The organism is Pseudoalteromonas shioyasakiensis, assembly GCF_019134595.1.
GTDB classification, from domain to species: domain Bacteria; phylum Pseudomonadota; class Gammaproteobacteria; order Enterobacterales; family Alteromonadaceae; genus Pseudoalteromonas; species Pseudoalteromonas shioyasakiensis_A.
Genome location: NZ_CP077770.1, coordinates 3477392 through 3498260, shown reverse-complemented (window position 1 = coordinate 3498260; position 20869 = coordinate 3477392). Strand labels below are relative to the sequence as shown.

The following is a 20869-nucleotide window of genomic DNA, read 5'->3' as shown; positions in this document are numbered from 1 at the left end:
TGCTGTTCTTGTTTTGCCAGCCCACAACGCATTTTTAGCTCATGGTACCGTTCAGAAGCGCAGAATCACGAACTTAGTCCGATTTCGGTTTAAGAAGCATATAGATCCACTCAGACAGTGCGGTGTTTATGTTATCCATAGCTTCACCCAGGGCCGCGGTGGCGTCTTGCATTGAAGAGCCGGCTACTGGAACTTGTTCTGCTAATAATGTACTTCCTAATACTTGTCGATCAAGTTGGCTAACCAGAGTGACATGTAAGATTACGTGAGCTTTCTCACCTGCTTCGGAATCTTCTATTTGAAAAGCTCGCAGGTTGCTGTGAATAAGATAATCAGCGGTCAAGTCATTTTCTTCATTTACTACCTGCGAAAACAAGTCAGTACTTTGCAGGGTTTGCATCATACTTTGCTGCACCAGGGTTGGTGCTCGATCGGCCCAGCGCGCTCCGGCGTAGTATCGTTGGATCTGACCATTACTGAATTCACTAATACGCGAGGTATTGAGCGAACGTAGCGTGTCTGGTTCCGCTACACTTAGCGCCGTGTTTAGTCTTGGTTCTGATATCGTTTTTAGAGAACCATCAATTGGTAAATGATAGATTTGAATTTGCTCGGCTTCGGGTAGCACCGAACATGCTCCTAATGAAGTAATTATAAGGCTCAGCATGACGTGCCTCAGGTACAATTTCATTTCTCAACCTCCTCGACTTGTCCACGCCTCAGTAGAAATGACCCAGGCTCTTCTTCTAGTCGCTCCGCAATGCGATTAATAACACGTAAGGTTCGTTGCAATTCCTGCGCCGCCGGTCCAACTTCCTTCAATCCACGGACGCTTTCTTCCAACGATTCTTCATTCTCATTCATAATACGAGTCAGCTCTTTGCTCCCTTTTTGCATTGCCTGAAGCGTTTTTTGCATCTCAATAAAGGTTTCGTCACCGTGCCTATCGAGCAACTGCTGGCCTTGGTCTGCAAAGCGTGTGAATGCGGCCATGCTCTTGCGCGACTCTTCAATGGTCTGGTGCAAGCCTTCCGCTATACCCTGTAAATCATCTTCTCGAGCGGCCAGTGCCGTTGTGATAGATTCTACGTTACTTAATGTTGCCGCCACGCGCTGGGTATTTTCTTCAGAGAACATACTATTGATGTTCTGGACAAACAAATTCACATTTTGGAGCAGGCTTTCGCTGTTAGCGAATAATTTGTTAAGTGCCGAGCGGTCAGCCACAATCAACGCGGGTTTTTTTTCGGTACCTTTTAAGGGAGAACTGTCTGGCGAACCGCCATATAAGCGAATAAGTGCATTACCGGTAATATTGGCCAGCCCCAGCCGTGCGCCGGTGTCATCTTTAACCGGTGTATCTGTAGTCACCCGAATGCGTACACGTACCACCCTTGGGTCGTTAGGATCCAAGCGCAGATTAACCACATCGCCGACTTTAATGCCGCTGTATTCCACCGCACTACCGGGATTCAAGCCGCTAACCTCATCGTTGAAAACAACTTCGTAATAGGCATAATCACTGTCGATACTGGCTTTACCCAGCCATAGGACGACACTGATAAAAGCTGCGCTTATAATCAGCACAAAACTGCCGATTAACACATGATGTGCTTTAGTTTCCATGTTCTGGCCTCATTTGTTGATTACTTACAGCTCTGCCTCTCGGGCCGTGAAAATAAGCTTGTACCCAGCGATCCTGATACGCGGCGACTTTATCAAGAGTATCCACTACCAGTACTTTTTTCTGCGACAATACCGCCACCCGATCACTAACCTGATAAATACTATCCAAATCGTGAGTGACCAAAAACACAGTCAATCCAAGTGCTTGTTGCAGTGTCTGTAACAGCGAATCAAATTCACCGGCTCCAATAGGGTCAAGCCCTGCTGTAGGCTCGTCTAAAAACAAAATATCCGGATCCAGAGCGAGTGCGCGGGCTAAGGCAACTCGTTTTATCATACCACCGGATAATGATTGCGGCATCGTCTCCGCCGTTTGTGCATCCAGCCCGACCAGAGCCAGTTTAAGCGAGGCGATATCACCGGCGTCATTGGCGTTCATTCCTAGGTGTTCACGCAAGGGCAGTGCGATATTTTCACGCACATTTAATGACGAGAAAAGCGCGCCTTTTTGGAAGAGTACCCCGGTATTTCTATCGACTCGTTGGCGCTCAGCGGCAGAGAGTCGTAGTACATCCTCGCCATAGATTTGAATGCTGCCAGCAGTCGGTTGGGTTAGCCCCAAAATGCTGCGCATTAACACTGATTTGCCCGAGCCAGAGCCGCCGACCACTGTTAGTACCTCGCCTCGATAGACATCGAGATCAAGCCCCTCGTGTACCACATGTTGGCCAAACTGATTACGCAGGTTGCGCACGGCTATAGCTATGTCACTCACCAGTTAATCTCCATAAAGAAAAGAGCAAACAGAGCGTCGAGCAAAATTACCATAAAGATTGATTGAACCACACTGGAGGTCGTGTGTTCCCCAACTGACTGCGCGCTGCCGCTGACTTTAAAGCCTTCGTTACAGCCAATAATCGCAATTACAAAGGCAAACACCGGGGCTTTGATCATTCCTACCCAGAAGTGATTTATTCCGGTATCGCGCTCAAATATATGGAGGAAAAGCGCTGGCGAAATATCCAATGTCAGAGCGGAAATTACCATACCTCCGCCAATACCCGACGCCATCGCAACAAGAGTCAAAGCCGGCAAACTGACAAGCATAGCAAGCACTCGCGGTAACACGAGGAGTTCAAGTGGATTCAGTCCCTGGGCACGTAACGCATCAATTTCTTCATTAGCTTTCATTGAACCAAGCTGAGCGGTAAAAGCACTGGCTGTTCTCCCGGCAAGCATAATTGCGGTAAGTAAAACAGCAAATTCGCGTAAAAAGGAAAAGCCGACCAAGTTTATGGTGTATATACTGGCACCGAAATCGCTGAGCACGGTTGCACCTAAAAAAGCAACTACCGCGCCGACCAAAAAGGTTAATAGCGCCACGATAGGCAACGCGTTTAAACCGGTTTCCTCTAGCTGCGCTACAAAAGCGGTTACTCGCCAACGTGACGGACGTCCAATCACTTGAGCGGCGCTTTGCAGGGTAGCGCCCATAAATCCAAGTAAGTCGCGCTGGTTGCGATAGAGATTTGAGCTGAAGATGCCGATCCGTTCGAGCATTTTGACAAAGCCGTTACTTTTGGGGGGCAACGGCGGCTCCTGATTACTGCAGGCATTAATAACTGTATCAATCAGATTGTGTTGTTGCTCAGTTAAAGGCAATTGGCGTAACTTGTGCTCACCTAAGGCGCGGTATAATAACTGTACTCCCGCAGTATCGAGTTTTTTCATCGACTCAATATTGCAAGTTACTGACTGCGGTACGTCACCCAGGTTAGCCAGCTGTTTTTTTAGGTCAATGTAATGGGCAATTGTCCAGTCTCCACCCAAGGTTAAACAATCGCGACCTTCAGCCTGATTAAAATGAATATAGCCGTTTTCCTGCATGCTTAAAGTTTAACCCTTGTATTAAAATTAAGCTGAGCCAACTCAGGCTCGTTTTAATATCGCAAACCGCTTTAAGTACTCGGCGTGACGATCATGTTACGTAAAAAAGAGAGGAACACCTGATCTCGGGGCAACGCTTCCTTAATCGATCCTTGTAATGCTAGTCCTGACCAGAGTGCGTATAGACCTCTCGCGAGATCAAAAACTGGCATAACTGGGGTCAGATTGTGACGATTAATCAGGTTTTCCAACAGAATAGAAAATTCTCGGAGACTCGCCATTTTAACTTTTTCACTACGCTCAGCGAAACTCGGGTCGCGTCGGGAATGAAGTTGTAGTTCAACGGAGAGAAGCGACCATTGTAGATCACGCGCCAGCTCCGACAAGCGGTAGGCTAATCGATCCAATGCTCCATCAATACCCTCGCTATCTGATTTAGATACTAGCTCTTGCATGAGTGAGACTTCCTGTTGGATATGTCTCTCGATGACTGAGAGCAAGAGTTCGTCTTTGCTCGTAAAGTTCGAGTAAAACGCTCCCTGAGAAAAACCCGCACGTGCACAGAGGTTTCGCAGAGAGGCGGCAATTATTCCTCCTTCTGCGAACATGCGATTGGCGGCGTCAATTAGGCGAACACGGGTTTGCTCTTGTTGTTCACGCCTCGTTAGGCGCCGAGCCGTATACGTCATTTTTAAATCCTCTCAAGCGACGCGCCTTTTTGACGCGTCGTTATCGTTTTGTTTACTTATCTTTATTAGAAAAGCTGCCGCGAAGCTTGGTAATCCAAGCTCCAACCCCTTTGACTGCCTCGCTTCCTTTACTCAAAATCTCTCCGACTTCCTGTGCCAGCATTTCATGTTTAGAGCTCTCAGAATCTGGTAAGGGGGGTAGGATATGAGCAAAATAAGTCTTATCGAGGAACCAGTGTAACAGACGTTCGCCCATAAAGGGTTTACCATTATTCATCGCCCTTGCACCTTTAATCATGTTTCGGATGTCATATTGTGTTGGGCTAATATCCGGTACCTGTTTAGGAATGTTGAGTAGCTTATAGACTCCAACACGTGCCGTGCGAATGGAAGTTTCCATAGTAAAAATAATGTCGTTTCGAGTCTCAACGAATTGCCCGACTAGACCCAGATTGGTACACCCTTCAGGTACTGGCTGAGGTCGGTCTCCGGCCGCACGTTTCATAAATTGAGCGGTAATGTAGGGCATGAGGGCGGTGCGGACTTTTGTTCTGGCCGCAACTGCTTCCAGTTCGTCTTCTATGCCGAGATGATGACAGAGTTCCGCGAGAATCTCTTTACCTGTGCATTGCGGCATAGGTTTTTTCACAAAATTTCCGTCCTTGTCCATCAGCAGGCCATATACCCAAACTACCAACGTATCTTCAGGTTGGCCCGGGAAATGTGGCTGACGGTTGATGGTGACACTCAGAAACCAATTAGAATCGGTGAAGGTGATGATTCCACCCGTCACTGTTCGCCCTGAATAAGGATCGTTGACCGAAAGCTCCGTCAATTTATCCACCAGAGGAGAGGATTTACAGGTTAGCGTTGCGGATTCCCATATCGATTGATCAACGTCACCGTAAAATTTCTCTGGTTTACCAAATACGGGGGATTTTTCGGCAAGATTTTTCCAGAGGCTCCAACCGCTGTTCTCGCCTGGATCATGACGGTCTACCTTCAAATCTGGCACAGTATTCATGTCACCATAGGCGGTGTTTTCTGTCATTGACCCGGTGAGTGCAAAGACCAGGTCGCCATCTGCTACGTCAATGCGTTGCTCTTCGCCTGCTACGGCACAGAGTATCCCCGTAACTGTTTTTTTGCCGCTAGACTCCGTCATCTCGAGGTCATACACGCGGGTATTCAACTGAAATTTTACGCCTTTATCGCGTAGCATATTAGCTAACGGTTTAATGAAAGTATCGAACTGGTTGTATTTCGGGAAGACAAGAACCGACATGTCACCAAATCCGTCAATGGAATCGAGGAAACGATGCATATAGAGCTTAGTTTCTAATAAGCTATGACAGTTCTTAAAGGCAAACATACTGCGGAAAAGCGACCAAAAATTGCTTTCAAGAAAGCCTGTGCTGAAGTATTCCTCAATGGTGATATCATCGAGTTCTTCTTTGCGTTTAAGGAGCAGCCGTAACATTTCACGCTGCTGGGATTTCGAGAGACCAAAGTCGGTGAAATCCATGATCTCTCCGCAGTTATGCATTAACCGGGCTTTCGAGTAATTAGGGTCGTTGTCGTTAACCATTCGGTATTCATCGAGGACTGAATATCCTTCAGGCAATTCGACCGCGGGTACGTCCTGAAACATATCCCACAGAGTGTCGTAGTTCCAGTTCATTTCACGGCCCCCGCGAACGATATAACCGTCTTCCGGATTGCCAGAACCGTCCATGGAGCCACCTTCGACCGCCATTTCTTCCAGAATAGTGATGTTTTCTGGCGGCATATGTGCATCCCGGATTAAGTAAAAGGCAGCGGCCAGACCACCAATACCACCACCAACGATATAGGCTTTTCGTTTTTCCACGCCCGGGGTAGGTAAGGGGCGATGTCTTGCATAGGGGCCGATGAAATCATGCGGGGGCAACGTGTTTTGTGGTCGATGATGCCAGTAACCGGAAGTTGCGTCGGGTTCGTGCTCGAATCCCTCGGGTGCAGTTTTTCTAACCTCGAAGCCTGGAATATTTGGGTTGGCCATGAGCTATCTCCTTTTTTTTAGACTGAATGTCTAAACACCTTGAATTTAAGAGTAGCTTATGATTTTTGGATGTCAATTGATATTTGAATTTCGACCTGATATTTAAGGTTGGCTTGTCGTAGATCAATATTGTGCAAGTTCAGTGTAATTGATCCGATCCCCCTCTTAAGAACTACAATTGAACACACACTCTAGTTAAAGGATTACCAACATGACTAAGAAGATCAAAGCGCTACGACTCAAAAAACCGTTTGGTCTGGATAATATTCAGGTAACCGAAATGGAAGACCCTGGCCAGCCTGGTCCGGGAGAAATTCGCGTTAAAGTTAAAGCAAGCTCGCTTAACTTTCATGACTACGGCGTAGCGTCTGGTTTTATTCCAACGGAAGATGGGCGCATTCCGATGTCTGATGGCGCAGGTGTTGTTGAAGCCGTTGGCGAAGGAGTGGAAGAATTCGCGGTAGGGGACAATGTTGTTTCTACCTTTTTCCCTTACTGGCAAAGTGGCCCGGCACCAGTGGGCGACTTTCACAACACGCCGGTGATGGCATTGATGGCTACGCTCGCGAAGTTGTGGTGCGTCCGACTCAGTTCTTTACCCATCAGCCGAAGGGTTATAGTCATACTGAATCAGCCACTTTGACGACTGCGGGGTTAACGGCTTGGCGCGCTCTGGTTGTTGATGGTGGCATTAAGCCGGGCAATACGGTATTGGTGCTCGGCAGTGGTGGCGTATCCGTATTTGCCTGCCAGTTAGCGAAGAGCCTGGGCGCAACAGTATTTGCTACATCGTCTTCTAATGACAAACTTCAACAATATAAAGAGCTTGGAGCGGATCATCTGATTAACTACAAAGAAGACCCAGAATGGGGCAAAACGGTTCGTAAATTAACCAATGGCCGTGGTGTCGACCATGTGATTGAAGTTGGCGGTCCTGGCACCTTGCCACAATCTATCAATGCGGTGGCGATAGCGGGGCACATTGCGTTAATTGGTGTGCTGACCGGAAATGAAGGTGAAGTCCCAACTGCTAAATTAATGGCTAAGCAAGCCCGGTTACAGGGTTTAATTGTTGGCAGCTGTGACAACCAGAAAGACTTTGTGCGTGCTTTAGAAGCTAACGGTGTGAAGCCGGTAATTGATAAAACCTTTGCTCTGGAAGAATTAGCGGATGCGTTCCGTTATGAGGAGTCCGGCAAGCACTTCGGCAAAATTTGCATAGAGTTTTAGCTTTCTGAAAAATATTTTAAGAAAATGTGCATTCTCATACTAATATCAGATAGGTAGCCTAAGGCGATATTTGATTAGTATGGGTACTCAAAAATGATGAATGACTCTAAAGCGCGTTATGGTTCTATAACGCGCTTCTTCCACTGGTCGATGGCCATTCTGGTTAGCTGGCAATTTCTAAAATTCTTTGACCGTATAAACGATTGATTCGCAGCAGGATTCGAGTGCTTTCTTTTTCGATATTTCGATGTTGTTTGAATATTTCATTCGTAAGCTCATCAAGCGAGATGGGCTACGCCTGCTAGGTAAGTTCGAGCAACGTCAGCAAATAGCATCTGGTGCTCTCAGTGGTTATATGAGAAAACTTGAACCTGATCTTGTTATAGAAATCGATGAGAGTTTATTCGTATTTGATGTGAAGTATAAAGCATTTGATTCACAATTTGGGGTGAAGCGTGAAGATCTTTTTCAGCTACATACTTACATAGGGCAGTATGGAAATGTTGCCGCAATCAAGGGATGTGGATTTATTTACCCTATATCAGAAGAACGATGGGCTTCACTTAACCTTGAAAAAACACAGGGTGTGATTTCAGATATTATTCACCGGCAAGGACAAGAGATACCGTTCCATGTGCTTTTTCTAAAAATCCCTGAAGATACGTATATTGATTTTAATAGGAAAATGAAAGAGCAGTACAGCATTTTTATTAATGCCCTTTATTCTAAGGTTTTTAATCGGTGACGTTTTTTTGTGGAGAAAGGCCATTGTTCAACGAAATGTTATTTTTTTGAAGTCGAGATTGTTTATTGAGTTGGGTATCAGTTTTATATCATAGGCATTATCGAGATAGTGACAAGTCAGCTGAGTTGGGTTGACAGTTCCCTATAGTCAGAAACACACACAATTCCTTCATCTATCTGGCCAATCGCTCTTATGGGGATCTTTAGCATGTTAGCTCTATGAAATTTTCTGGAGCTGACAATGAGAACGCCTTTGTTACCTTGGTTCATCCTATGGGTGACCATCCCAATCATTATTTTCTTTCTATTCATCATGCCCGCCTATGCTAGTGATGGGCAATTCTATCAGCGTGCTCAGGAAGGCTGGTTTTGGTATCAGGTCATTCCTGAGCCAGCGGAGTCTGAAGAGCCTATAAAGCCGGAATCTGGAGTCATGGAGCCCACAAAGGAAGAGCTAAAACCCTTCAGTGCCGCATGGTTTCGTGAGCACATGCAGTCGTTCATGGACAAGGCAATTGATGAGCCGACGAATGAGAACGTCAGAGCCTATCTGTATCTCCAGCGCGTCATGATGGATAAGGGCTCACAGTTTGCTGATGTTAGCCAGCAGGTGGTCATGGGCGATCCAGTTTTGGATGAAATCAGTCGCAGACCCTTGGCAACCTATGCTGCCAATCGGATGGATCGAGAAGCTGGCGCTCAACGGGATGTTGCTTTAGGTGAGGTAGCAAAACGAGCTGGCTTGTTCTTCTTCTATCGTTCGGATTGCCCTTACTGCCACGCTCAAGCGCCTATCATCGAGTCAATGGCTTCGAACTACGGTTTCGAGGTGTTTGCTATTGCTGTCGATGGCTTGCCTTTACCGGGTGGAGAATTTCCTAATTACAAAGTCGATTCAGGACAAGCACAATCGTTGTCCGTTACGACTGTTCCTGCGGTCTTCTTAGTAGACCCGCCTAATGTCATCACTCCGATTGGCCAGGGCGCAATGAGCCTTGATGAGCTTAATAATCGAATCATTCTTGCAGCCCATCAAGCCGGTTGGATTGACGATCAAACTTACTATGCCACCAGACCTGTTCAGCCCGGCGTTTCACTCGCGATGTCAGCTCAAGAGCTTAACGAGAAGATATTACAGGACCCTGAGTTCCTTGTTCGCTATCTGCGTGCACAAGGAGGGTTATAACGATGAAAAAAGTATTCCAAGTATCGCTAATCGCCTGTGCGATTGGTTTTTCATCTATGAGCCAAGCAAGCTTGCAACAGGAGATGAATCAGTTGTTTGGTTCAATGACCAACACCACTGCGCCTGGTGTATTCGAGAGTCAGCGGCGTGGCGTTATATCTGGTGGAAGCGTTGTTGTCCGTAACAGAATCATGAACGAGAACCTCGTCTCTATGGTGCCTCCGTCATTCCAAGCTGGTTGTGGCGGCATTGATATGTTCGCTGGAAGTTTGTCATTTGTTAACGCGGATCAGTTTGTTCAATTACTTCGCTCTGTAGCGGCAAATGCCAAAGGGTACGCATTCCAATTGGCGCTCAGTGCTATGTGTGAGAAATGTTCCCAGCACATGGAGACTCTGCAAAAGAAAATCCAGCAGTTGAACGAATATTTTGGCAATTCCTGTCAAATGGCTCAGGGAGTCGTGAACGATACCCTGGCTGCTTTTGGTAAGAAGGGGCAAACAGAAGCCAGCATGTTGAGCTCACTTAAAGGGGCTGGAGACATTTTTACCAGTTGGAGTGAATCCAATGGTAAGAACCCTTATGAGAACGCTTCAAGTGTCGCGGCATCTGATGTGAACAAAACGATTAAAGGCAACTTGGTTTGGCGAGCACTGAAACGTCACTCGGCATCAAGCTGGTTTGCATCGGGGGATGACCGTTTTCTTGAAGCGGTTATGTCCGTGACGGGCTCGATCATCGTTGGTGATTTAGCGAATGCGGCTGATGGTCAAGGTAAAGCCCCAAAACTGACCAGACTGAATGGCAATAAAGTGACTATTGAGCATCTCATTCATGGCGGTAACGTCGCTATGTACCGATGTGACACAGTGACACAAGACGGCTGTCTAAATCCGACAATCACTAACGTGACCCTAACCGGGTTATCAACTCAGGTAGAAAATTTACTTCTTGGTACAGGTTCTAGTAACGGCATTATTTTTAAGTTTGCTCGAAATACAGGAGCTGCTAGCACCACCGAAAAGGCTTTTATGACCTCGGCTCCTGCAAGCATTGGCGGCATGATTCGAACACTTTCTGCATTAAATGAAGGGGCTGCAAGGTCGTTTGCTTCAAGAGCTGCGCCATTTATAGCTGTTGAGATGGCCCGAGCATTGGTTGAAGACATGCTCAATGCTGCTAGAAGCACCTCTGGTGTGGAAGATCATGCCTATGCGAAGTTGTTAACTGAAGACCTTGAACGTGCACGTCGCCAAATCAATGAGGAATACGCCGCGTTACAGCGAAGATACGGTTCAGAGCAAGAATTGCTGGCGCATTTTAATCAGGTGATTCAGACCATTCGCAAGCAGCGTTATTACACCGTTAAATCTACGGCACTGGGGGAATAGAGAATGTGGGAAATCTATTCCATCGGGGATTCGGCTTTTTTAGAACAGGTCCTGAATGCTGTCGCGATGATCACTGGTACAGGCGATTTTACTTCAATGGTTCGCATTGGCTTGCTCATTGGGGTATTGATGGTCTCTGTTCAGGCCTTAATGCAAGGTGGTCGTGGGATTAACTTTCAGTACGTTTTAGTCTCATGGCTAGTCTTTGCAACCATGTTTGGACCCAGTACCCGAGTGAGCATTGAGGATGCGTACACGGGACAAGTTCGAGTGGTTGATAATGTGCCCATCGGTGTTGCTGCCGCAGGCAGTACGATTTCGACTGTTGGCTTTCAAATCACACGATTGTTTGAAACGGCGTTCTCAACTCCCGCCATGACGGAATACGGCTTTGCATCCAGTTTACAGGCACTGATTAAAGTGAGAAAACAGGTGATGGATCGCTCTGGGTTGGGTGATGCAAATCGTGTCGGTGGCTCAGATATCGAGCAATCGTGGTTTAACTACATCAAAGAATGCACCTTGATTGGCATCGACATCGGCCAAAAGAACCTCGATCAGGTGCTGAGTGATCCTAACCCGATGACTGCGATTAGGTTTGATTCGCGCATATATGGCACACGCATCATGCTCAGTGGTAGCAGTAGCGATCTGGACTGCACCGATGCCTATAGCCAACTGAAACTCATGACAGAATCAACCTTCATTCCAAGGCTTAAACAGGTTCTGTCAGCCTCATTGGGAACTTCGTCAGCCACTGACACTGATGACGTGATCCGAAATGCACTGAATAACCTTGGTTTGGCTTCGGTTAACACCCAAGAGTACATGACCGCGTCAGTGCTTTTGCCTATTTATGAGCAAAGCGTGACGGGCAAGTATATGGATGATCAAGCTTTCACCGCAGCCGTTATGGTTAACCAAGCGATTGAGCAGCGCAATACACAATGGGCGGCAGAGCAGACCCTGTTCCAAAGTATCGTTCGTCCGATGATGACGTTTTTTGAGGGTTTCATTTACGCCATCACCCCTTTGATGGCCTTTGTGATAGCCCTTGGCCAAATCGGGATGCGAATGGCTGGGAAGTACTTGTTAATCCTGCTTTGGATTCAACTTTGGATGCCTGTCATGGCCATCATTAACCTGTATATTCATTTAACCGTTGCAGGGAAAATGTCGGCGCTTGATGCCTTTGCAGGTACAGAAGTGCCATCTTTTGCTGGGATGATGCAGATGGATTCAGTGCTGCAAACCTGGATAGCTACTGGCGGCATGTTGGCGTCGAGTGTTCCGGCAATTTCGCTCATGCTCGTGTATGGCTCAGCAATAACAGCAACCCACTTGGCTGGACGTCTTCAAAACGGTGATGCCATTGATGAAAAGATGGCAAGTCCAGATGTCGCGAAAAATGCCCCGGTCATGCAATCACAGTCAATGTTCCAAAATTCAGCCCTTACGGGTTCTGCTATGACCGGCGCGTCAAACCTACTAAGCAGTTTCTCTGTAGGAAACGCAGTGGGTTCAATGGTCGGCTCTGCAAAAGAATCCATGACTCAGGCAACCCAAGCCTTTAGTCGTCAGGTTGGGAATACTATGAGTCGAACTTTTGGTGAAAAGCTAAGTTACGACAACCTGTCCTCGGTTGGACGTCAAATTGGTTCTTCTAACTCCGCATCTAGCGCCGTTGTTAATCAGGTTACTGATGACCTGCAAACTCGGTATGGTTTTGGAGACGATAAAAAAGATGCTGTACGTGGCTTGGTATCGGGCGTGCTATCGGGAGGCCTAAGGGTCGGTGGCGATGGAACCATTACAAATACCGATGATAAAGAAGTAGCAGATAAAGGGTTCTTGGGAAGATTACTTGGTACAGGAGGGAATGACTCCCCACAAGGCAACTTACCAGGAGTGGATAAGCCAGACTCATCTCGTGTACCAAAAATATCACGGTTACGAGCAGGCTTGGATTTAGGTGGTAACTTTAGTGGCCAAGTTGAGTCATCAGAGGGCAGTTCTCGGTCAACGACAGCAAATACGCTCACAGGGGAGATGCAAAGCTTGGCATCAAGTGATTCACGACGTGCAGAGTATCGCGATGCGATGGTAAAGGACCTTTCAGATTCAAGACGTTCTGGCGTTGAGATGTCCTTGTCTAACCAAGACTATCAGTCACTTCAGAGTTCAGCACAAGACGTTGTCACGGCATCAAACCGCTTTAGTGAGCTTGATCAGGCCAGCTACAGTCTATCAGGACAAAGAAATACTGATGGTGCGACGTTAACCCGATTAGCGGCGGACAATCCTGAAGTCATGGATTATTTAGGTCGCTATATGAACCAGCATGTTGAAGCAGGTAACCGTTTACGTGAAAACCTTCCAATGTATCAGCGCTTGCTACCTGATGATAATCAGGCGTATGTAGCCGCAGCTATGGAGTCTTTAACCTATAGCAACTCTTCAACGCCCGCTGAACGCGACAATGATTATCAAGCTGCAATGACGGTTATGGCCATGGCTACCGGAGCTGATTTACGCTCGATACAGCCGCGCTCTAATGAAGGCTTGTCATCAATGGCACCTACTTTTGGTGGTATTCAAAGCCAAGTTGAATCGGGTGTATTGGGCGGCTACGAGGATGCGGCAACAGTTCAAACTCAGTTCAACGCAGCTCAATCGGCTTACCAAACCAATCTGTCTGGTATAGATGGACAGTTGAATGCGCATCAGCAGCAAGCTCAGCAGGCCGTAGCTTCTGACACAAGTACCTATCAATCTGGACTAAACAGTGAAGCTGGATCTCAGTGGCGATCACGCATTATGGCTGATGATAGCGGAGTCTCTGGTGCTGAAATGTTCTTCAACAGCGCCAGTGCTATTGGTGATTTCAGTGGCAAGCATACTGATGCAGCACTGCACACCTTGAATCACTTTGGCGAAGACTATGAGAGTTACAAAGAACAAGCGCTTGAAGATCCTGGCTCACGAGGTTTCTTACACAATGCAACGGTGGCCAGCAAATCAACCTGGGATGGCTTAAAAGCCGCCGTTGATGCAGGAACCTCTTTGGAAAACCCATTGACGGCGTTTAATGATGCATACAGTGGATCGAGTTCGCAGTATGCTTCCGAAGTAAACTGGGGCACTAAGTCTGAAGCCATGTTGGCGGGGGCATTCGGTGCGGCAGTTAACAATCGATATGGTGAGTTCCTAGAGCAGTATGCTGATGATTTTAAAAAGGAAGCATACAGCGAAGGGCAGAGAATGGGATTGACCCCGATTCAAAGTCAAGTGTTCGCTCAAGCTTTCAATGAAGGTTTGGCGGGGCGCGTATTCAACTCTGAAGACTCATCGAGTTGGTCGCCTGAAATGTTTGGCCTAAGGGAGCAAATGCTAAATGAGTATCGTCAAAAGGATGAGAGTGGCGCTTACATCCCTGACAGTGTGTCCGAAGAAGATAAAGCATTTGTGGATAAGCAGATAGCGGTGATCTCAAATGCATCCCTTGCGGGAGATTATGCTCAGAACAGCTTGATCGATATTAGGGCCTATAACCAGGCATCAGGAAGGAACTAGAAATAGAAGGTAGCCAGCGTAGTAGGCTGGCTACTTTTTTGGTTTTTTGGGGAGAATAGATGAGCGACCATCTGCAAATTCGTTTACCCAGTACCAATATTTTTTTTCGCTCAGGCTTAGTTCTCGACCTGTATCTTTCAGTTGCCTTTGAAACAAACGGATTAGACCGCTTAAGCCCAAGAAAGCTAAACCGACACATAACATTGTCCAACTCGCTTGCCAATATGCGATTGCTAAAAACGTAGTGGTGATGGCTATAAGGCCGATGGGGTTGCAGGTCGCTTTGAATCCCAAGTAGCTGAAAAAAACGACGGTGCAGAACAGAAATGGCAGAGCCGCTAACTTGGCAGATGCCGTTAATATTTCTGAGGGAAAAAAATGAGCCGCAGCCAAAGTCGCCAGAAAAAGCCCCAGTGAAATAACCCAGCAGCGTGCTGGTAAAGATTTAAGTAAGTTTGTCATCATAGTACTCTCAAAGTGCACGGGCGATGCACAATCAAATCATGTATCAGCATGTTAGTTCTCAAAAAGTGCTCTAGTGGTTTGCTCGGCCATAATCTCGCACACAGGACATTTAAGCTGAATGCGCTGTTGAGATACCGTCAAATACAGACTACCGCATCGACACCGGTGTAAGGATGCAAGCTGTGATCTTAAATCACGAGCTAGAACCCAACCTTCATTGATGGTCAGTTTTTTCCAGGGGATCTCAGCTGGAAGATCTGCTTCTTCTCTTGCAACCAAGTACGCATCGTAAGCCTTCATCAAAGCATCGATATTTAATTGCTTGTAGACATTATCACCACCAATATTGACATAAAGCGCCATCAGCAGGGAGCCTTCAACTAAGGCTCTTCTGCTTTTAACGATGGCATCAGATTCTGGCAATTGACCAGGACAAGGTGACTTGCCAGTCACTTCTTTGTGCAGCCTTCTGATAATGTGGATTGGCAAACCTGTATCGAGCGCGATAATGGTTGTTCGAAATCCGTATTTAATAAGCAGCGAGGCTCGGGTAAACAGCTCACTTTTGGACAGGTTATCAATCATGCATTCCCCTTGTTGTTTAGGGTTGATAATAAATAAGCGATTCTTGGGATACCTGTGCCTTTGCTCTTCACCATCTCAATCAGTTGGCTTTGGTTACCCCTTGGTTGAAACAGCATGAATGATGAGGTCGCCACTCGTTGCAGGTCGTCAACACCGGCATTAATCAGTGCATCCACCACGTCGCGTGTAAGTCCAAAGCGCAAGACCGCCTCTTGCGGATCAATTCGCGCTAATTCACGTGCTGCGTGTAGGTACGCCAAATTTAATTGATAGAAGTCTTGTAGATTGGTTGTCATTGACGGACCTCCAGTTCATGTAAAATATTGCGATAGATAGAAAGCACTCTTTGCCCATACCAGCGAGCACGCTCTTCGTTCCAACTGTGATAGCGGCCTATGCCAAGCTCTAAATCGTTTGGTGAAGACTTGATTGCTTCGGCCAAAATACTGGAGCCGACAGTAAGGTTGGTGATGGGGTCTAGCAGTTCTGCTGCTGAGCTCACTCGATGCCCATGCCAATGCAAATTGATTTGCATAAGGCCAATATCGAGCTGGTATTTTTCACTCTCTTGAAGTGCCTGGTTTAACAGTTGCTCCGCTTCTGTCTTAGATTTGGCGTAGGTTGCGTTTGAACCATTGCGAATTGCGTATGGCCATGGACTGGTCATGTTAAGACCTCGATGTGAGGCTGACTCAGCCAAGGCAACGGCGTAGAGCATGACTGGATCAATACCAACACTTTGTGCTGCTTTTTCCCAGTGATAGCCCGGAAACGCATAGACTGAAGTGCTTGCGGACATTGCTATCACTAGGGCAACGGTTTTTGCTTTAATCGTTTTCATTTTTGTCCTCTAATTGATTTCCGAGAAGCGCCTGAATGGCTTTCGGGCTTATTCTTTTTAAAGGCACTGCTCTAAAACTGGCGATGCCTCTCGTGTATACTTGTGCCGCTTTTGACCAGTCACCCACGGCAACAGGCGCTTGCATATCAAATCCTTTTTGCTGGTTCTGATGGTCTGCAATACCCTGTAATAGCCTTGGGTATTCACCCACTTCGTCCCGCAGCAAATAAGCCTGGTAGCGTGTTAAAAACTCTTTTTGCTTAAAGAGGTATTCCCTGTCATCAACTTTGCAGAGTTCAACCCATCCCCCCATGTCTGAAATCACGCGGTGGATAAGTGCATCGTCAAACATCACGGATGTCCAAGCGCCAACCTGACGAACAGCCTTGTCAACTTTGTTCCAAGCAACCATGGCTCTTGAACCCGAGTTGCCATCGATATGCTTGATGACGTCAGCGGGCTTTGGAAAAAATTGCCCAGTATCCGGTGATTGAATATGCCGAGTCAGACCGATTCGCACTTCTTCAATGCTATAAGCACGAAGCGCTTCAAATGCGATGGATAGCAATTGCGGTGATACGCTTTTGCCATACATGGCCCAAGCAGCTCCCCAAACTTCAGCAAACTCGCGTTTATTAACCTCCTGCACTTGAGCGAACCTCCCGAATACCTGGTCCGGCCCAGCTTTCAGCGATGCGACGATTGCTTTCTTCAATATTCAATTGGTGATTGCTGCCCTTTAGGCTCGTCGATGATTGCTGTACTTCATCAATGCGAACGTACTCGTCTTCCCATTGCCGGTTTAAAAGCCAGTTATGTGGCATAGGGGTCTTAGTCCGATCTTGATACTGCAATCGGTTGTCACGTTGCTCTTTCCAGCGTGTTAGCACTTCCAAAGCGAGTTCATGGTCTTCATTGAGGCCCATGCGTAGCCATTCTTCTTTAGCTTTCGCTTTCTTTTCTTTGCGTATTTGTACATCCCAAAAGTCTTCAAACTGTATGTGGGCAACAGTTTTAACTGTTGGTTTATTGCTTCTCTCAGAGTCATCCGACCGTTGAGAGTCCCTTACCGGGTTGCCATCAGGCATAAACAATGATGAAAATTCTTCTGGAAGCCGAGCTTGGAAAGCGGCAAGTGACTTCAAAAGCGATGCCATTCCAACGAAGTCGGCAGGTACATCTTTAAGCAACCGAAAGGCTGCTTTACCTTGGTTTGGGTTTTCGATTGGGTTGTGCTTAAGAAAGCTCCGAATCAAAGTCCAACCGGATTCCTCGCAACGAATCAGGAACTTATCTTGTTCTAACTCACTTAAAGCTTTAGCAACTTGTTGCTCATCCCAGTTCAAGTCAGAAGCAACGTAACCAATCGGCAATCGAAAGCAGCCAAGCAAATTACAGTGTGGGTATGTAAGCAAATACAGTCCTAGCAACTTCGCTGAGTCACTCCAGGACAAAACGTTTTGCTTTAGCCAAAAGCGGGTGTAGATCTTGCCATAATCACGCATGGAAGAACTCGCTTTTGTGTTTACGTAAAATGCTGACCATTACTTGCCCTTAATCCTACTGGTTACTAGCTTTCAGCTCGCTTGGGCATTCGGGGTAGATGTCCGGTCTTAACTGAGATCGGGTTACCTGTCCTTGCGTAGCTTGTTCGATGGGTAAAACGAATTCAGCGGGAACACGCCCTGATTTATTCAACCAAAACCAGACGTTTTGCTGCTTTGAGTTGATGGCTCGTGCTAATGCTGATTGCCCGCCGACCAAGTCAATGGTACGGCGGAGATGTTTTTGTGTCGTGTTGAACACTTCCATACCGTCTCCTGTTACAATAATAACTGTTACAAGATTGAATGTTACAGTTTAAACTGTAGTTAAGTCAACAGTTAAAATTGTTGAAAGGCTACAGTTTTATTTGTAGAATACGGGCTTATGAAAACTTTATCCGAACGACTAAACCATGCCTTGCAGCTTACTGGGGTGACTCAGTCTGAGTTGGCTCGTCGCATTGGTATTAAACAGCAGTCGATCAGCCAGATTTGCTCTGGTAAATCGGCTAGGTCTCGTTACACCATGCAGATCGCGGAGGCGCTTCGCGTGAATGCTCATTGGCTCGCCACAGGTGATGGCGAGATTGGCTTGGGGGGCGGTAATGTAGAAGTCGGGCCTGATATTAAGGGAAGAATTCCTCTCATTAACTGGGTTCAGGCCGGTGATTGGACTGAAATAGCGGAGGGATTTGCCCATGAAGATGCTGAGGAGTGGCGTGACGTCACTGGGAAAGCACATGAGGGTTGTTTCGCACTTCGCGTAAAAGGCGACAGTATGGAAAATCCAAGCGGAAAAAAATCCATACCTGAGGGAGCAGTGATCGTTGTTGATCCTGAGTTACCTTACTCTTCAGGTTCATTGGTTGTTGCGCGTTTGGATGATTCGAAAGAAGCAACCTTTAAGCAGTTGGTTATTGATGGTGAACAGAAGTATCTAAAACCTTTGAACCCGCAATACCCGGCAATACCGATCAACGGCAACTGCACCATCATCGGTGTAGTACGACAAGCTATCATCGATTTCTGGTAGTATGGCCCTAGTAAGTTTTGTCCTTGAACTCTGATTCTGAGCGAACCGGTTGTAGCTCAATGTTGGACTCCGGTTTTTAAATTTTTATTGATATGTGTGTAAATAAGCACTGATTGAAATTGCGGGTATGAATGCGGGTATGGTTACCATCGCTGTGATAAAATTTACAATTAAAACAATGAGGTAATGCCTGTATGCTACTTATGATCGACAATTATGATTCGTTTACATACAACCTAGTGCAATATTTTCAGCGCTTAGACCAAGATGTATTAGTTAAACGAAACGATGAGATCAGCATTGCTGAGATTAAACAACTTAACCCAGAGCACATCGTACTCTCACCTGGACCATGTTCACCAAACGAAGCGGGTATTTCCTTGCAAGTGGTCGAACAATTAAAAGGGCAGTTGCCAATTCTTGGTATTTGCTTGGGGCACCAAACTATTGCTCAGGCTCTAGGTGCTGATGTTATTCGTGCAAAGCAAGTGATGCATGGTAAAACGTCGTTAGTTAAGCATACCAATCAAGGTGTGTTTAATGGTTTGGCAAATCCGCTGACGGTATGCCGCTACCATTCTTTAGTGGTGGATAAACAAAGCCTGCCTAGTGACTTCACTATTACCGCATGGACAGAACAAAATTCTGATTTTGATGAAATTATGGGGATCATGCATAATGATTTAGCACTTGAAGGAGTGCAATTTCACCCCGAAGCAATTTTGACCCAACAAGGGCTTGAATTACTTGCTAACTTTTTAACTCGCTTCTAACCTTAGGCTAGTGAATTAACAAATATGACCGACAATACGCCTGTGCAAATGACCGAAGAAAACCGACAACAAAGGACTGCGATGGTGCTTAATGAGCGCGCGCACGATCTTTTGCTTGGTCACAGTTTTGCACAGCGCCAAATCGGCTATATTCACACCCTCGAAATTGATTATGGCGAATCAATGGAACAGCGAACTCTATTAGAAGTAGAAGTTGCTGCTGAGAAAAAACGTCAAAAGAGCAGTACAGCTCACCATAAATACCGTGCACAGGCGAGCAAGCAATTACACCAAGTGATTGAGGCTGCCATGCATAAGCAGCTTGAAGACATTGATTCAGTAATTCATGAAACTATAGGGATTCAAGATAGCGTACCTGCTATTTTAGATATTTTAGCTGTGCGTTCGGCCTCAGTAGGTCGACTAGAACCGTTAGTTAAAGATTTGAGTTGGTTAGGTCGTGAGCTCGTTGCGTTTGTGAATTTACCTTTCTATCGAAAACAACGTAATAAACACACTTCAGTTCAAGTCGATAACCCACTGTTAGCGCTGCGCTACATTGGTTTAGATAACTTAAAGTTTGTCGTGCCAACCTTTGCGGTACGCCATTGGATGCCACACAGTACAGAGCCATTTCCACTACTAAAGCGCCGACTTCGTGATAACTCAATGGCGTGTGCCATTGCTGCTCAAGAACTTGCTAAATTAAATGGTGTAAATGAGGTGCACGCGTTTACCTTAGGTATGCTACTCGACGTGGGTAAGATAGCGCTAGTGCGCATATACCTTCGAATTTTTGAGTTAGTTTGGCAGCGCCAAGTAACGAAAGCCCGTGATGAGCAAAAGAAAGACTTACACACAGCTTTATTAGAGCTAAAACCGGATCCTTTATTTTTAAGCACCTTGCTAAATAAGCAGTCGATGAAGGTAACAGCGACCGTAATTGAGAAAATGGCCTTTAGGTATTTGCCATTTAATGCGGTGATGCAGCAGTTAACTACACCTTTAGCTAAAAACGATGAATACTTGCCACTTACTAAGGTGATTTTAAAAGCCCGTTGTTACGCTCAGTATTTAAGTTTAAATGAGCATCAATTGGTCGAAAATGACGAAACCGAACGTTGGTTTGCACACTTCGATTTCACTAAAGAAGAGCTTGATCAGCTAGCAAAATGCAATTTTGATCGCTTTCATATTCAAATTAATTAAAAAAATTGTTAATTTTTTTGCGACTATTCATTCATTGTTTATCAATCCGCAG

The 20869-nt window shown here is 46.3% G+C and carries 22 protein-coding genes; 9 read left to right on the top strand and 13 right to left on the bottom strand.

Translation table 11 applies throughout. The annotated features are described in order from the left end of the window. Positions 1-73 precede the first annotated feature (73 nt). The 6 genes from KQP93_RS16135 to KQP93_RS16110 all read right to left on the bottom strand — a co-directional run bounded on the left by KQP93_RS16135 (position 74) and on the right by KQP93_RS16110 (position 6243). Positions 74-691, bottom strand: coding sequence for an ABC-type transport auxiliary lipoprotein family protein (locus KQP93_RS16135; protein ID WP_217875202.1), 618 nt, complete (start codon positions 689-691; stop codon positions 74-76). Beyond that, a complete protein-coding gene (locus tag KQP93_RS16130; protein ID WP_217875201.1) occupies positions 688-1626 on the bottom strand; it encodes an MlaD family protein in 939 nt (312 codons plus the stop codon). The genes KQP93_RS16135 and KQP93_RS16130 overlap by 4 nt, the downstream gene beginning before the upstream one ends. Further along, positions 1616-2401 carry an ABC transporter ATP-binding protein gene (locus KQP93_RS16125; protein ID WP_133539381.1) on the bottom strand — a complete coding sequence of 262 codons (786 nt, stop codon included), beginning with the start codon at positions 2399-2401 and terminating at the stop codon, positions 1616-1618. Before KQP93_RS16125 ends, KQP93_RS16130 begins: the two co-directional genes overlap by 11 nt. Beyond that, positions 2398-3513, bottom strand: coding sequence for an ABC transporter permease (locus KQP93_RS16120; protein ID WP_217875200.1), 1116 nt, complete (start codon positions 3511-3513; stop codon positions 2398-2400). Before KQP93_RS16120 ends, KQP93_RS16125 begins: the two co-directional genes overlap by 4 nt. A 71-nt stretch (positions 3514-3584) precedes the next feature. After that, on the bottom strand, positions 3585-4202 hold the full coding sequence (locus tag KQP93_RS16115; protein WP_126751549.1) for a TetR/AcrR family transcriptional regulator: 618 nt from the start codon (positions 4200-4202) through the stop codon (positions 3585-3587). 52 nt (positions 4203-4254) lie between these two features. Next, positions 4255-6243 carry an oleate hydratase gene (locus KQP93_RS16110; protein ID WP_217875199.1) on the bottom strand — a complete coding sequence of 663 codons (1989 nt, stop codon included), beginning with the start codon at positions 6241-6243 and terminating at the stop codon, positions 4255-4257. 211 nt (positions 6244-6454) lie between these two features. Between KQP93_RS16110 and KQP93_RS21505 the strand changes: the two genes are divergently transcribed. From KQP93_RS21505 to KQP93_RS16085, 6 genes are all read left to right on the top strand, one after another. Beyond that, the gene (locus KQP93_RS21505; protein WP_254907690.1) at positions 6455-6886 is read left to right on the top strand and encodes an alcohol dehydrogenase catalytic domain-containing protein; all 432 of its coding nucleotides are present in this window, start codon (positions 6455-6457) and stop codon (positions 6884-6886) included. Beyond that, entirely contained in the window at positions 6883-7473 is a 591-nt protein-coding gene (locus KQP93_RS21500; protein ID WP_254907689.1) for a zinc-dependent alcohol dehydrogenase family protein, read from the top strand. Before KQP93_RS21505 ends, KQP93_RS21500 begins: the two co-directional genes overlap by 4 nt. Before the next feature lie 247 nt (positions 7474-7720). After that, complete coding sequence (locus tag KQP93_RS16100; RefSeq protein ID WP_440590081.1) at positions 7721-8218, top strand: 5-methylcytosine restriction system specificity protein McrC; 498 nt, start codon at positions 7721-7723, stop codon at positions 8216-8218. A 240-nt stretch (positions 8219-8458) separates the two neighbouring features. Next, a complete protein-coding gene (locus KQP93_RS16095; protein WP_217875198.1) occupies positions 8459-9403 on the top strand; it encodes a thioredoxin family protein in 945 nt (314 codons plus the stop codon). 2 nt (positions 9404-9405) lie between these two features. Next, entirely contained in the window at positions 9406-10794 is a 1389-nt protein-coding gene (locus KQP93_RS16090) for a conjugal transfer protein TraH (protein WP_105934050.1), read from the top strand. Positions 10795-10797: 3 nt separating this feature from the next. Continuing rightward, a complete protein-coding gene (locus KQP93_RS16085; RefSeq protein WP_217875197.1) occupies positions 10798-14367 on the top strand; it encodes a conjugal transfer protein TraG N-terminal domain-containing protein in 3570 nt (1189 codons plus the stop codon). 30 nt (positions 14368-14397) lie between these two features. Here the strand turns inward: KQP93_RS16085 and eexR are convergent, their stop codons facing one another. Genes eexR through KQP93_RS16050 form a run of 7 tightly spaced genes read right to left on the bottom strand, consistent with a single transcriptional unit; the run spans position 14398 to position 18070 of the window. Then, entirely contained in the window at positions 14398-14829 is a 432-nt protein-coding gene (gene eexR, locus KQP93_RS16080) for an entry exclusion protein EexR (protein WP_217876807.1), read from the bottom strand. 54 nt (positions 14830-14883) lie between these two features. After that, a complete protein-coding gene (locus tag KQP93_RS16075) occupies positions 14884-15417 on the bottom strand; it encodes a FlhC family transcriptional regulator (protein ID WP_000566753.1) in 534 nt (177 codons plus the stop codon). Then, positions 15414-15713 carry a flagellar transcriptional regulator FlhD gene (locus KQP93_RS16070; protein ID WP_217875196.1) on the bottom strand — a complete coding sequence of 100 codons (300 nt, stop codon included), beginning with the start codon at positions 15711-15713 and terminating at the stop codon, positions 15414-15416. Before KQP93_RS16070 ends, KQP93_RS16075 begins: the two co-directional genes overlap by 4 nt. Next, entirely contained in the window at positions 15710-16258 is a 549-nt protein-coding gene (locus tag KQP93_RS16065; protein WP_217875195.1) for a lytic transglycosylase domain-containing protein, read from the bottom strand. Before KQP93_RS16065 ends, KQP93_RS16070 begins: the two co-directional genes overlap by 4 nt. After that, positions 16245-16907, bottom strand: a complete 663-nt coding sequence (locus KQP93_RS16060) for a DUF6475 domain-containing protein (protein ID WP_254907688.1) — start codon at positions 16905-16907, stop codon at positions 16245-16247. Before KQP93_RS16060 ends, KQP93_RS16065 begins: the two co-directional genes overlap by 14 nt. After that, positions 16894-17763, bottom strand: coding sequence for a hypothetical protein (locus KQP93_RS16055; protein ID WP_217875194.1), 870 nt, complete (start codon positions 17761-17763; stop codon positions 16894-16896). The genes KQP93_RS16060 and KQP93_RS16055 overlap by 14 nt, the downstream gene beginning before the upstream one ends. A gap of 55 nt (positions 17764-17818) precedes the next feature. Further along, positions 17819-18070: a helix-turn-helix domain-containing protein gene (locus KQP93_RS16050; RefSeq protein WP_217875193.1), complete on the bottom strand. Its 252-nt coding sequence runs from the start codon at positions 18068-18070 to the stop codon at positions 17819-17821. 117 nt (positions 18071-18187) lie between these two features. On the opposite strand from KQP93_RS16050, the gene KQP93_RS16045 reads away from it, so the two are divergent. The 3 genes from KQP93_RS16045 (at position 18188) to KQP93_RS16035 (ending at position 20817) form a co-directional block, all read left to right on the top strand. Continuing rightward, complete coding sequence (locus KQP93_RS16045) at positions 18188-18835, top strand: LexA family protein (RefSeq protein ID WP_217875192.1); 648 nt, start codon at positions 18188-18190, stop codon at positions 18833-18835. A gap of 194 nt (positions 18836-19029) precedes the next feature. Continuing rightward, on the top strand, positions 19030-19608 hold the full coding sequence (locus KQP93_RS16040; protein WP_054552416.1) for an anthranilate synthase component II: 579 nt from the start codon (positions 19030-19032) through the stop codon (positions 19606-19608). A gap of 48 nt (positions 19609-19656) precedes the next feature. Next, positions 19657-20817, top strand: a complete 1161-nt coding sequence (locus tag KQP93_RS16035; RefSeq protein WP_058584015.1) for an HDOD domain-containing protein — start codon at positions 19657-19659, stop codon at positions 20815-20817. Positions 20818-20869 lie beyond the last annotated feature (52 nt).